Origin of the sequence: Bacillus sp. T3, assembly GCF_033449965.1 — a bacterium.
Lineage (GTDB): Bacteria > Bacillota > Bacilli > Bacillales > Cytobacillaceae > Bacillus_BU.
In genome coordinates this window covers 1,510,249-1,523,852 of the sequence record NZ_CP137761.1, presented here as the reverse complement: position 1 = coordinate 1,523,852, position 13,604 = coordinate 1,510,249, and the positions used below count along the sequence as shown (strand labels likewise).

The 13,604-nt window shown below is 38.6% G+C and carries 13 protein-coding genes, 2 pseudogenes and 1 riboswitch; of the genes and pseudogenes, 2 read left to right on the top strand and 13 right to left on the bottom strand.

Annotated features, from left to right (window positions below; genetic code table 11):
- Nucleotides 1-4: 4 nt before the first annotated feature.
- On the bottom strand, nt 5-754 hold the full coding sequence (locus tag RGF10_RS07855; RefSeq protein ID WP_318509368.1) for a segregation/condensation protein A: 750 nt from the start codon (nt 752-754) through the stop codon (nt 5-7).
- 220 nt (nt 755-974) lie between these two features.
- Here RGF10_RS07855 and RGF10_RS07850 point away from each other — a divergent pair.
- Nucleotides 975-1,055: pseudogene (locus tag RGF10_RS07850) on the top strand (YjcZ family sporulation protein); the annotation flags it as partial.
- A 128-nt stretch (nt 1,056-1,183) separates the two neighbouring features.
- Complete coding sequence (locus tag RGF10_RS07845) at nt 1,184-1,720, top strand: DUF309 domain-containing protein (RefSeq protein WP_318508524.1); 537 nt, start codon at nt 1,184-1,186, stop codon at nt 1,718-1,720.
- A 17-nt stretch (nt 1,721-1,737) separates the two neighbouring features.
- Here the strand turns inward: RGF10_RS07845 and RGF10_RS07840 are convergent, their stop codons facing one another.
- From RGF10_RS07840 to RGF10_RS07785, 12 genes and pseudogenes are all read right to left on the bottom strand, one after another.
- A complete protein-coding gene (locus RGF10_RS07840; RefSeq protein WP_318508523.1) occupies nt 1,738-2,082 on the bottom strand; it encodes a GNAT family N-acetyltransferase in 345 nt (114 codons plus the stop codon).
- Between the two features lie 303 nt (nt 2,083-2,385).
- Nucleotides 2,386-4,209 (bottom strand): annotated as a pseudogene (locus RGF10_RS07835) (APC family permease).
- A gap of 134 nt (nt 4,210-4,343) precedes the next feature.
- Nucleotides 4,344-4,510: riboswitch (cyclic di-AMP (ydaO/yuaA leader) on the bottom strand.
- A 74-nt stretch (nt 4,511-4,584) separates the two neighbouring features.
- Nucleotides 4,585-5,904 (bottom strand): diaminopimelate decarboxylase, encoded by a 1,320-nt coding sequence (lysA, locus tag RGF10_RS07830; protein WP_318508522.1) that lies wholly within the window; start codon nt 5,902-5,904, stop codon nt 4,585-4,587.
- A gap of 131 nt (nt 5,905-6,035) precedes the next feature.
- A complete protein-coding gene (locus RGF10_RS07825) occupies nt 6,036-7,553 on the bottom strand; it encodes a spore germination protein (RefSeq protein ID WP_318508521.1) in 1,518 nt (505 codons plus the stop codon).
- Complete coding sequence (locus tag RGF10_RS07820; RefSeq protein ID WP_318508520.1) at nt 7,525-8,115, bottom strand: stage V sporulation protein SpoVABEA; 591 nt, start codon at nt 8,113-8,115, stop codon at nt 7,525-7,527. Before RGF10_RS07820 ends, RGF10_RS07825 begins: the two co-directional genes overlap by 29 nt.
- A gap of 16 nt (nt 8,116-8,131) precedes the next feature.
- Nucleotides 8,132-8,551, bottom strand: a complete 420-nt coding sequence (locus tag RGF10_RS07815; protein ID WP_318508519.1) for a stage V sporulation protein AB — start codon at nt 8,549-8,551, stop codon at nt 8,132-8,134.
- Nucleotides 8,541-9,161, bottom strand: a complete 621-nt coding sequence (locus tag RGF10_RS07810; RefSeq protein ID WP_318508518.1) for a stage V sporulation protein AA — start codon at nt 9,159-9,161, stop codon at nt 8,541-8,543. The genes RGF10_RS07815 and RGF10_RS07810 overlap by 11 nt, the downstream gene beginning before the upstream one ends.
- 107 nt (nt 9,162-9,268) lie before the next feature.
- A complete protein-coding gene (gene sigF, locus RGF10_RS07805; protein WP_318508517.1) occupies nt 9,269-10,027 on the bottom strand; it encodes an RNA polymerase sporulation sigma factor SigF in 759 nt (252 codons plus the stop codon).
- Nucleotides 10,028-10,039: 12 nt separating this feature from the next.
- Complete coding sequence (gene spoIIAB / locus RGF10_RS07800; RefSeq protein WP_318508516.1) at nt 10,040-10,480, bottom strand: anti-sigma F factor; 441 nt, start codon at nt 10,478-10,480, stop codon at nt 10,040-10,042.
- Nucleotides 10,481-10,483: 3 nt separating this feature from the next.
- On the bottom strand, nt 10,484-10,834 hold the full coding sequence (gene spoIIAA, locus RGF10_RS07795) for an anti-sigma F factor antagonist (protein ID WP_318508515.1): 351 nt from the start codon (nt 10,832-10,834) through the stop codon (nt 10,484-10,486).
- A 123-nt stretch (nt 10,835-10,957) separates the two neighbouring features.
- Entirely contained in the window at nt 10,958-12,136 is a 1,179-nt protein-coding gene (locus tag RGF10_RS07790; protein WP_318508514.1) for a D-alanyl-D-alanine carboxypeptidase family protein, read from the bottom strand.
- 158 nt (nt 12,137-12,294) lie between these two features.
- Nucleotides 12,295-13,599, bottom strand: coding sequence for a pyrimidine-nucleoside phosphorylase (locus tag RGF10_RS07785; RefSeq protein ID WP_318508513.1), 1,305 nt, complete (start codon nt 13,597-13,599; stop codon nt 12,295-12,297).
- Between the last annotated feature and the right edge of the window lie 5 nt (nt 13,600-13,604).

Here is a 13,604-nt window from a genome sequence, read left to right as displayed (position 1 = left end):
AACTTCACTCCTCCACCGTCGCAGAAACAAATATATCAGAAAAGTTCTTTTCCTGCTCCACGTGAATTTCTTTGCGCTTCATCAATTCTAATATGGCCAAAAATGTAACCACTATATGCCCTCGTTCACGATAGGGAAAAAGATCAAAAAAGCTCTTACGGCCTGTAAATGTTTTGAGTTCAGATAGTATTTCATTCATCCTTGTTTGAATCGGTATTTCTTGTTTTGTAATTTTAGTCGGTAAAGGCTTTTGCAATTTTTTCCTTCTCAATAACTTTTGAAAAGCCCCGAGCATATCGTATAAAGATACATTTAGATCCTTCGTTTCCGGCTTAACCGTACTTGCAATTTCAGATAGATCACTTGGAGCTTTCGTAAAAATTAAGCTCCGCTCTTCCTCTAAGTATTTTAAATCTTGAGCAGCCTCTTTAAACTTACGATATTCAATCAGTCTTTCGACTAATTCATCGCGAGGATCCTCTTCCATCTCCATTTCATACTCTTCATCATGCAGCTCTTCCTCATGTTTCGGCAGGAGCATCTTGCTCTTAATAGCAAGCAATGTCGCGGCCATGACTAAAAATTCACTTGCCACATCTAATTGCAGTTCTTTCATTGTGTGAATATACAGTAGGTACTGTTCTGTAATTTCCGAGACGGGTATATCATAAATATCGATCTCTAACCGATTAATAAGATGAAGCAGTAGATCAAGTGGCCCTTCAAAGGCATCAATCTTAACATTATATTGCATTTCAATCACCAAGGTCTCTTTCAATTAAACTTCTTCATAACAACACAAAAACACTATTTCTAGTATAGAGGATGCTGATTCTTTATCCAATAGAAAATTAAAGCTTTAGATTTTTGTTAACAAATTAATGACAAACGCCCAAACACCTTCTAAATATGCTACATATGATGGGATTGTAATCAGCATAAACTCGAAATGAGGAGGAATTACTATGTCAGATGGCTATCGTTATGGCGGAGGTTTTGCTTTAATCGTCGTTCTGTTTATTTTATTAATTATTGTTGGTGCTTCCTGGTTCTAATAATAAGTGTATGACAATGCACCATCCATTAAAAAACATGCAGACCCAGCCCAAAGCTGGGTCCTCTTATTTTCATCTAAACGAAGGTTTATGCTAAACTGTTTTTATTCTAGAATGGGAGAGAAAATATGTATCCAGAACCTTATATACAATTTTTAGTTCACTTTCATGGTGACCGAGACTATTTCGAATGTCATGAAATTTTAGAGGAATATTGGAAAGAACTGGCTAACGAGGGGAAAACCTCTATATGGGTTGGCCTTATATTAGTTGCAGTATCCAATTACCATTATCGCCGAAACAATTTGAACGGGGCTTTTAAAACATTAGCAAAAGCTATTTCCATTTTCCAGGATAATAAACATTGTTCTGTTGAGCTTGGGATCGATATGGTCCAAATGCTTTCATTTTTATCAAATCGCCTACTAGAGATTCAATCTGACGTACCTTACTCTAGCTTTAATCTACCAATAGTGGATAAGAGCCTTTTAAAACAATGCCAGGACATTTCGACTGAAAAAGGATTCATGTGGGGTAAAAGTAGTGATTTTGCAAAACGTGAGCTTCTGCATCGTCATACGCTCAGAGATCGTACTGAAGTTTTTCAGGAGCGGGAAAAGGCCATACTTAATCGGAATAAAAAAGAAGGCAGGAATTTAGTTTAGCTCCTGCCTTCACTATATCAGCACTGTTTACATTTTTCGATGAATGGTGCTGTCGTTTCATTTGGCAATATCCCTTTTCCAGGATACATTTCCATTAAAGCTGACACCATTTCTTTTCCGATACCATGGTGTCGGTGGGATGGGTTTACTGAAATGTGCTGAATGACCAAACAATTCTGTTCATTGAAAATTCCAATCAACCCAATAATGTCTTCTTCTTTCCAAAGGAAAAGCTGCCACTGTTCATCCAACTCATACTGTTTCATTGTCTGCTGTAACTTTTTCAAATCCTTCTCAGCTGGCATGAATGACAATAGACCCATTGCAATTTTCTCAAATGTTTTTTTATAACGAATTAACATACTGTATCCCTCATTAATATATAAACATGTCCAGACCATAATACAAGTAACGACAAACTTCCATTACGTTGTCATTATATGTAATCATTGATATTTGTTGCAAACGAACATCATTGTTATCATCATACAAAATTCAATGCTTTTCTTCAATCAAAATTTCTTAAACTTTATTCTACACGAAAAAAATTCGTTATTCCATTTATTAATTGGAAAAATTTTGAAAGTTGTATGTCATGGATAAATCTTTGCTTTTTTACATAAAAAAGCCTTGGTTCCCCATCACGTTGTTTAAAATATAAATAACTATTTCATAAAATGATAGGGAACGGTAGCGATAACAACCTTACGTTTGTATAACAAATAAGCTCGTATTAACAGACTTGATTGATTATGCAAAATGTTGTGCCAGCTTTTTTTCGGAATAAACTGCGGTATTAATACTGTAACCCAATAGTTTGATTCTGCTGCCTTATGCTCAACAGTGTCAATAAATTTAGTTAACGGCTGAATAATACTGCGATAATGTGAATGTAGAGTAACCAATCTGACATCCGGCTGCCAGTTTTTCCATTTTTGTTCAAACAATTTTTCATCTTCTCTGTCAAAAGAAACATAAACTGCAATGACCTGATCTGTTAATGATTTTGCATAGCTAATCGAGTTTTCAACCACTTGTGTGATCCCTGCAACAGGGACAATAATAACATTGCCTTCAATCTTAATCGGTTCTTCTCCTGCTTTTAGTCTTAATTGTTCCCCTACGGATTCAAAATGCTTATTGATTTGATGGAAACAATAAACAATGATTGGTAAAAAGATAAGAACAGACCAAACCTGAGCAAATTTCGTAATAAAAAAGATCATCATAACGATAAAACTAATTAATGCACCGATAAAGTTGATGATAAATTTACCAATCCAGCCCTTCGGCTTTTCCCTGAACCATTTAAGGATCATCCCAGATTGAGATAATGTAAACGGAATAAAAACACCGACAGCATACAATGGAATCAATTGTTCTGTTTGTCCTTTAAAAGCAATAATGAGCAAGATGGAGCTAATAGCTAGTGTGATAATGCCATTCGAATACCCTAACCGATCTCCACGACTAGTGAACATTCTCGGCAAATATTTATCCTTCGATAAACTATACGCCAATAACGGAAACGCCGAGTATCCTGTATTGGCTGCTAATACCAAGATAAGGGCTGTTGTTCCTTGGATAAAATAATACATTACATTCCGCCCAAAGGTTTGGGCAGCAATTTGCGATACAACCGTCTCTGTAGGAGATGGTGTAATCCCATAGTAATAAGCCAAGCAAGTGATTCCAGTGAATAGCACCGCAAGGAGGGAGCCCATTAGAATTAATGTTTTAGCTGCATTGTTAGGAGCGGGATCCTTAAAATTCGGGATCGCATTGGATATCGCTTCAACACCTGTTAAGGCAGAGCAACCAGACGCAAAAGCTCTGATCAACAGAAATAGGGTTATCCCAGCTACAGGGGCACCAATCGGCGCATGTAAATCTGGTGATACCTGTCAGGTCGCAATCTTATATCCCCCTATACCAATGGTCAATATCAAAGCAAAGACAAATAAATAGACGGGATACGCTAGAACCGAGGCGGATTCTGTTACCCCTCGTAAATTTAAAATGGTAATAAAAATAACTAAAATAATGGCAATAATAACTGTATGATCATGTAAGCTTGGAAACGCTGATGTAATAGCATCCGTTCCAGCCGAAACACTAACCGCCACCGTCAAAATATAATCGACTAGTAAAGAGCCACCTGCAATCAAGCCTGCATTTACTCCAATATTTTCCTTTGATACGACATAAGCCCCACCTCCGTGAGGATATGAAAATATTATTTGTCGATACGATAAAATAAGGGCTGTTAAAAGAAATAGCACTCCAACTGCAATCGGTAATGAATACCAAAAAGCAACGGTACTCACTGTAACTAATACAAGAAGGATTTGCTCTGTCCCATACGCCACTGATGAGAGAGCATCAGAAGACAATATAGCCAGCGCTTTAAGCTTGTTAAGCTTTTGCTCACCAAGCTGATGTGATTTTAACGGCCGACCAATAATAAGCCTTTTTAATGAAGTAAACATTTTTGCACCCACCATCAACTATTTTTAAAATTAGCTTTCCCAATAAAGGAGTTGATGATTTAAACAAAAAAAGTCCACAGTAGCATGAAACATACCCCTGTGGACATATTTAAACAATGTCTCAACAGTTGTCACCTTCCTCTCTCATAACGCTTACGAGGTTAGCTGTCGGATTCGGGCCAAAGAGTAGCCCGTCATTATCAAGGAAACTCTAGTTCCTCTTTTAATGATTCACCCCAAGTGAGCACAAGTACTCACAAATTGGGTTCCCCGTTCCTTTTGGATTAAGCGGCTTAGAAATATGAAACTGTTGATTATCATACTCTTGCGTACATATTTTGTAAAGAGTGAAAATAACTAATCAGACTGTTAAAGTTAGATTCTTACCTTAGCGTTTAAAGGTAAATCTAGTCTTACAAGATCCTCATAAGACTCTCTTTTCACAACAAGTGTCGCTTCTTCATTTTCAACAAAAACAACTGGTGGACGTGGAATACGATTATAGTTATTTGCCATCGAATATCCATACGCTCCTGTGCAAAATACAGCTAATAGATCCTGATCACCAGCCTTTGGCAGTGGCAAATCCCAAATAAGCATATCTCCTGACTCACAGCACTTACCTGCAATACTAACAGTCTCCTCCGCTTCTGCTAACGGACGATTGGCTAATACGGCTTCATATTTTGCTTGATAAAGGGCAGGACGAATATTATCACTCATTCCGCCATCAACAGCTAAGTAATTTCGTACATTTGGAACTTCCTTACGAGAACCCACTTTATAAAGTGTTGTTCCTGCATCCCCAACTAATGATCTCCCTGGTTCAATCCAAATTTCTGGCATTGTCATGTTAAACTTTTCAGCTTGTTCCTTGACTTCTGCAATAATTTGTTCAACGTATTGGTGCGGTTGAATTGGCTCGTCCTCATTCGTATAACGGATTCCAAAGCCTCCGCCTAGGTTTAATACTTTTGGAATGTACTGATGAGTTTGATTCCATGCATGTAATTTTTCAAAGATTTTCTGTGCTGCTAAAATAAAGCCTGTTGTTTCAAAAATTTGCGAACCAATATGACAATGAATGCCCAGTACTTCAAGCGAATCGGATTGTAAGCCTTTTATTAGCGCTTCTTCTGCCTGGCCATTTTGTAAATCAAAGCCAAATTTTGAATCCTCTTGGCCAGTTAAAATATAATCGTGCGTGTGCGCTTCAATCCCAGGTGTTACCCTTAATAGAATATTTGCTTTCACTTTTTTGTCGCTGCAAATTTCTGCTAAACGTTCTAATTCATAAAAATTATCTACGACAAAGCATCCAATATTAGCATCCAGTGCCATTTTTATTTCATCATCACTTTTATTATTTCCGTGAAAATGGATTTTCTCTGGAGGAAATTCTGCGCGAAGTGCTGTATATAATTCTCCACCTGAGACAACGTCAAGAGATAGACCTTCTTCTTTTGCTAATTGAACCATGGCAACAGTTGAAAAAGCTTTACTTGCATAGGCAACTTGTGCTGGTACATTAAGCAATTCAAAGGTTTTGATAAAACCGCGGGCACGATCCCGGATTAAAGCCACATCATACACATATAATGGTGTTCCGAATCTTTCGGCTAAATCAATGGTGTCTACTCCGCCAATTGCCAAATGACCTTTATCATTTATTTTCGTGGTTCCATGAAAATACATCCTTTTCCCTCCGTTTTGCAAGTTAACTCTATAAGTAAATAGACAGTTTCTACAAGAGATACTGTCTATTTCTGTGGTTATTTTAATTAAACCAACTTTATCATAATTATCTGTCATCTGCAAATCATTTTCTAAGAGTTAGCTGGCTGCTTATGGCGGTTCTTCGGATGGACAATGCTTGGACGAATTTTGTCTCCTGGCACGCTTGTACGAATGATGATTTGCCATGCTGCCTTTGGATTAAATGGCAGAAACGGCCATAGATATGGTGTGTTCAAGGAACGAATTCTAGATAAGAAAAGAAAATAAAGTGTGGCTCCAATTACAAAGCCTGGGGCATGAAAAATGGCAACTGCTACTAATAACATTAGTCTTCCAATTTTATTCGCAATGCTTAATTCATAACTTGGAGTCGTAAACGTTCCAATTGTTGCAAGAGATGCATAAAGGATAACTTCCGGAACAAACAAACCTACATCGATCGCTATTTGACCGATTAATACAGCAGCAATTAACCCCATCGCTGTTGAAAGTGGAGTGGGTGTATGGATTGCGGCTAGCCTTAAAAATTCAAGCCCCACATCGGCAAGAAATAGCTGAACGACAATCGGAATATTTGTATGCTCATTTGGTCCAATAAACGCCAATTTATCCGGCAACAGATGAGGTTCTAGCACAAAAAGAAACCATAATGGCAAAAGAAACAACGAGAGAATGACACCGAGAAATCGCACCCACCTAACAAATGTTCCGACTGCCGGCGATTGCCTGAATTCTTCTGCATGCTGCATATGATGAAAATACGTAGTCGGAGTAATCATGACACTTGGAGAAGTATCAACATATATAAGAACATGTCCTTCTAATAAATGGGTTGCAGCGACATCTGCTCTTTCTGTATACCGTACAAGTGGATATGGATTATATCCTTGCTTAAGTAAAAATTCTTCAACCGCTTTATCCGCCATGGTAAGACCATCTATTTTAATGGCCTGGATTTCTTTTTTTATGATTGAAACAAGATCCGTATCGGCTACATCCTTTATATATGCTACAGCAATATCTGTTTTTGATCGTTCTCCCACTTTTATAATTTCAAAGCGCAACCGTTCATCTCGTATTCTTCTTCTCGTTAATGCTGTATTAACAACAATATTTTCAACAAAGCCATCCCTGGAACCGCGAACAACCTTTTCGGTATCTGGCTCCTGTGGCTGGCGACCAGGATAACTTCGCACATCCACCGTTAAGGCCTGATTTGCTCCTTCTATCACAACAACCATTAACCCAGATAAGACTTGGTCAACCATCTCATCTAACGTTTCAATCGGCTTTACAGATTGATGAACTAGATGATTTTCAACAATTTGGAACATATTCGTTGATAACTTTTCATGTTCATTAATCCGAATGATTTGTTCCATTATCTCGATGATATATTGAGTATCACATAACCCATTGACATAATAGAGATGGACATCTTTTTTAATCACCTTAAGCTTTCTAACTCCTAAATCAAAGCTATCACCTAATCCAATTTTGTCTTTAAAGTATTTCTCAATCTTCTCAAGTGACTCCGGAATTGGCGTCTTCTGCTTTGTATCTTCATGTTTCTTTGCTTCATCCTTTTTCAATATTTCGGTTGCCATAGTATCCACTCCTTTCTAAAATAATGTCTACCGCTTTTTTGGTAATAGGAGACCCTCTTTCGAAATGGTCATGTTGCGCCATTTTTCCAACGTCTCCAATCCCGACAATAATTGGAACATCCAACTGGTCAAGACAATACACGGTGTCACCATTTAATCGGCCAATATCAAGCTCTGGTATTCCATTTTTATCTACACCATAGGGGGTTAGAACACCTTCTCGATCAATACATACATCTACTTTTGTCCATTCTGCCTGTCTCGTCTTTGCAGCAACAGCAATAACGCCTAATACTTCAATATCCTCGTGAGTAGCAACATATTTTAATGCTAATTCACCTGCTCCTTCTCCGACATAGCCGCTATCATCAAACATTACAAAAACGGGATCGTATGGTGCTTTTTTTATTAACTTCACTAACTCTAAACCACTTAAAACAGACGGGTTACCATGGGACATCGTAATACAGCGACCACCAACCTCTGCTGCAACTCCTTCGACTGATTTTCTAGCGTAGTCATCACCATCAGTAATGATAATTACCCGTCGTTTTTCGCTCATCTTTTCTTCCCCTTCTTTAATTCACAAAATAAATCCAATGAAATAATGATCCGAATATTTTTCCTAAAACGATGGCCATCATTAAAATTTGAATCCGATCCTCGATTCCTATCCGTTTCGCTAAAATGGGAAACACATTGAGGACCTCTGTTAATCCTGCTGCGAGCATGCCTACAAATACTCCTTCGGTTAATCCAAGTGGGATCGTAAAAAGAGGAGAGAGACCCATCATAGGTTCCCTAAGGCTAGCTAAAGTACCAACAACTGCACCTAAAACAATCGCCCATTCATACCAATGAATCATTTTCATTGTTTTTGACAATTGGGTCAGTCTTGGAATAATTCCTAATACAGTTAGAAATGCGACAAAACCTGCTCCAACAGCTAAGCCACCAGCCAGACTTAGAAAAGCCATAAAAATAATTTTAATAATCATCGATACTCTTCATGCTTTCTTTGTTCTCATGCATAATGACATATTGATCGATATCCTGCTGGTAATTGAACATCTCTACTTCTAAAGGACTTGGCTCTTCGTTGATTCTTTTTCGAAAAAAATGATTGAAAAAGAGGACCATTCCAAGTCCTAATCCAAACGAATAGGGAATTTGAAAAAGAAGTGGCTTGACTTCCTTTTTCCAGGTAACCATCGTATACAGCTTTTGCTGGACAATCTGCATACTGACATCCTCATGAAAATTCATAATCGTGAGTGCTGCTCCAAAAAATAATAAAAACCAAATGGACAAAAATGCAGGGACTGAGGATTTCCTTCTTTTATAAACAACCTCCACAATGGTTTGTGATGGTCCAATCATTTGAACCTCGAATTCTGGAAAAACATTCGTTACGTTTCGAATGATCGTCATTGCATCAATAATGACAATATTTCGATCTTCATTTTTCACCTGGTAAATCTCCAGCGTTTGCAGATGGTTGTAAACACGCTCCTCAGCAATGATTAATGCAAGATCCTTTAATTGAATAACCTCTTCCTTACGAACCTGACTTCGATTTCGCATGCGAATGTAGATTGTTTTTTCCATCCCATTCACTTCCCAAATACAATAATTTCTTATTGGTAGTATGAGTTTCATGAATTTTTTTCATGAAGTCCAAATTATGGGGTTATAAACAAAAAAAACCGCATGGATTAAATATCCATACGGTCTTTCATTTGCTGGAGGATCTTTTTTTCTAGGCGTGACACTTGAACCTGGGAAATTCCAAGCCGTGATGCCACCTCAGATTGTGTTTGATCCTTATAATATCGTAAGTAAACAATCAATCTTTCTCGGTCATCCAGCTCTAGGATCGCTTCTTTTAAGGCAATTTTATCGAACCACTTTTCTTCATTTCCATCATCGATTTGATCCAATAGCGTAATGGGATCCCCATCATTTTCAAATACCGTTTCATGAATTGATGTCGGTGTTCGACTTGCTTCTTGAGCTAAGATGACATCCTCCGGAGAAATTTCCAAGTAATCCGAAAGCTCACTGACCGTTGGAATTCTTCCTAATGTTTTTGAAAGCTCATCTTTTGCCTTACGAATTTTATTACCCAATTCCTTTAATGATCGACTGACCTTAACTGTTCCATCATCACGAATAAACCTCTGGATCTCCCCGATAATCATCGGAACAGCATAAGTAGAGAATTTGACATCATACGTTAAATCAAATTTATCAACAGACTTTAACAGTCCAATACAGCCAATCTGAAAAAGATCATCTGGTTCATAGCCGCGATTAAGAAAGCGCTGGACAACAGACCATACAAGCCTCAGATTCTTTTCCACGATCAAATCTCGTGCGGTTTGATCACCGGTTTGACTGCGTTTAATAAGTTCTTTCACTTCATGGTCCTTTAGGTAAATTTGCTTACTATTATTTTTTACCTCCACATCCATAGGCAAGACTCCTTAATTGCATAGCATTTTGTTCTGGGATAAATGCTTCTTAAGCGTAACTTGTGTTCCAGTGCCTGTGTGCGAGGAAACCTCTACCTCATCCATGAAGTTTTCCATGATGGTAAAACCCATACCGGACCTTTCCAATTCAGGCTTTGTTGTAAATAGAGGTTGTCGCGCTTCCTCGACATCAGCAATTCCGATTCCCTCATCTTTAATATTCATCTCAACAAAACCATCCTCAAGTGTAACGGAAATATAAACGATTCCCTCTGGGTCATTATTGTAGCCATGAATAATCGCATTCGTTACTGCTTCGGATACCACTGTTTTGATTTCAGTTAATTCGTCCATTGTCGGATCTAGCTGGGCAATAAAGGCTGCCACTGTAACTCTGGCAAAGGATTCATTTTGACTTAATGCACTAAATTGTAGCTCCATTTTATTTTTCATATGTCAGGCAACCCCCAATCTTTGTAAAGCAAATTCTTCAGTCTGCTCTAACCGAATGATCTTAAATAAACCTGACATATCAAATAGTCTCTTGATGCTTGGCGAAATCGCACATACGACCATCTCACCATGGAGCTGTTTAATTTGTTTGTACCTACCTAAAATAACCCCTAGTCCAGAACTATCCATAAATGTCAGCTGTTCAAGGTTCAACACAATGTGGCGAATGTCTTTTTCCTCGATTGCTTTGGATGCAAGTTCACGCAGTTCTTCTGCTGAGTGGTGGTCTAATTCTCCATCTAACCGAATGCATAGTACATCATGCTTTACAACCATATTAATGTTTAGACTCACGATCCAATGCCTCCTTAATTGGTATAGTGAGTCATTTCGCTGTGGATAGAACCTTTTCCTTCTTAAGGGACAAAACTAGTGAGATTTCGCTAAAAGTAGTAGTCATAAATGACCGTTCGACAGTTAATCGCTAATTTTGGAAAACATACCAAATGACCGCTTATACAATTCCCACCACGTTGCTGTTTTTATTGACTCATTCGCTACTAATGGACTTTCCAACATTACTTTACCTTTGCTTATTAGCTGTAGGGTTCCAACCTGATCTCCCTTATTAACCGGCGCTTTGATATGTTTGTTTAGGACTATTTTTTTCTCAACATCTGCAACATTTTCGCCTTTTTTCGTTAGGATTGAAATCGGTTCACTTGTCACAACACCAACTGATTTCTTGTTTCCCTTGCTAACTTTAGCTAAAGCAATCGCTGTATTACGTTTATAGATAGGATGGGTTTTATATTGCGCAAAGGCAAAATCAAGCATTTTCGTTACTTGTGCATTTCGTTCCTTCGATGTTGGCGCTCCAAATACAACAGCAATGACTCGCATGCCATCCTTTTGGGCTGTAGCTGTTAAGCAGTATTTTGCTTCACCTGTGAAACCTGTTTTAAGTCCATCCACTCCAGGATAAAAGCGGACTAATTTATTTGTATTAACAAGCCAAAATTTCTTGTCACTATTTTCTCTTAAATATGCCTCATACGTTCCTGTGAACTTCGTAATATCTTGATATTTTAAAAGTTCCTTCGCCATCATTGCCATATCATGGGCTGTACTATAATGGTCATCCGTTGGAAGACCTGTAGTATTATTAAAATGTGTATTTTTCAACCCTAATTCTTTTGCTTTTTCGTTCATCATATCAACAAACGCTGTCTCAGAACCGGCAATTCGCTCGGCCATTGCCACACTCGCATCATTACCTGAACCAATCGCAATTCCCTTTAACATTTCTTCAGTGGTCATTTCTTCACCTGGTTCAAGGAAGATTTGTGATCCTCCCATTGATGCTGCATATTCACTTGTTCTAATTTTTTCTTTCCAATCGAGCTTCCCTTGATCCAAAGCTTCCATAATCAACAGCATGGTCATGATTTTCGTCATGCTTGCAGGTGGTAATTTTTCATTTCCATTTTTCTCGTATAAAATTGAACCTGTATCACGTTCAATTAAAATGGCAGACCTAGCATTTTCAACCAGCTCTGCCGATTTTGGCTGCGGTTGCTCTTGTGCAGAAACTGACGGAATTACCACTGTTAAACTAAGTAATATTGCTATTACCATTGATAAGTTACGTTTCATAACCATAAACCTCCCATTCTTGATAGGTTTCATTTTTTCCATTAAAACTCTTTTTATACAAATAATTACTATAGAAGGAAATATTTTCTTGATAACAATTGTGCTAGTTTGCATAAAAAAACCCACCAAGACTTTTTTCAGCCTTGGTGGGTTTTGGTTCATTCTGTTATTTGTTCATAAATAAGCGTTGGCGCCTTTACTGGGCTCTGTGATAGCTTGATACTTTGGTAGAGCTTTTCCTTTACGGCATTAACGTTCTCAAAATTGCTGAAGATGGTAACGATTGATTCACCTTCATCAACTTTATCTCCAATTTTCTTACGGAGCACAAGACCGACAGCAAGATCAATTTCTGATTCTTTGGTTGCCCGACCAGCACCGAGGAGCATGGCCGCTGTTCCGACTGCATCAGCCACAATTTCAGCTATATAACCAGCCTCTTTTGCTGGCAATTCAATCGTATAAGCGGCTTGGGGAAGCTTAGCAGGATCATCTACAACCGAGCCATCCCCGCCCTGTGATTCTAAAAACTGCTTGAATTTCGCGAGTGCAGAACCATCTTCAATCGCGGTTTTCAAAAGCTCTCGTGCCTGGTCTAATGATTCAGCTTTTTCAGCAAGATAAACCATATAGCTGCCCAAGGTCAAGCAAAGCTCTGTTAAATCCTCAGGTCCTTCGCCTCGCAGTGTATCGATTGCCTCTTTTACCTCGAGCGCGTTGCCAATCGCATATCCAAGCGGCTGGCTCATATCCGAAATAATCGCCATCGTTTTTCGTCCGACATCGTTCCCGATTCCGACCATTGTTTTTGCAAGCTCTCTAGAATCGTCAAGAGATTTCATAAATGCACCGGCACCGGTTTTTACATCTAGGACGATTGCATCGGCGCCAGCTGCGATTTTTTTACTCATAATCGAGCTTGCGATGAGCGGAATACTGTTAACGGTTGCTGTCACATCGCGCAATGCATACAGCTTTTTATCTGCTGGGGTTAAATTCCCGCTTTGGCCAATGACGGCTAATTTATTTTTATTAACGAGATTGATAAATTCTTCATTTTTAATTTCCACATGGAACCCGGAGACCGCCTCAAGCTTGTCAATCGTTCCTCCTGTATGACCTAAGCCACGTCCTGACATTTTCGCAACAGGAACACCAACTGCAGCGACAAGAGGGCCGAGAACCAAGGTGGTGGTATCCCCAACGCCACCTGTGGAATGTTTATCAACCTTGATTCCTTGTATGCCTGACAAATCAATTTGGTCCCCTGATTCCACCATCGCCATCGTTAGGTTAGCCCGCTCTTTGTCTGTCATTCCCTGAAAGTAAATTGCCATTGTTAAAGCACTCATCTGATAATCAGGAATCGTACCAGCGGTGTAGCCGTTTATGATAAAATGAATTTCCTCATTTGAAAGCTCAAAACCATCTCGCTTTTTCTCGATTAAATCAACCATTCTCATTTGGC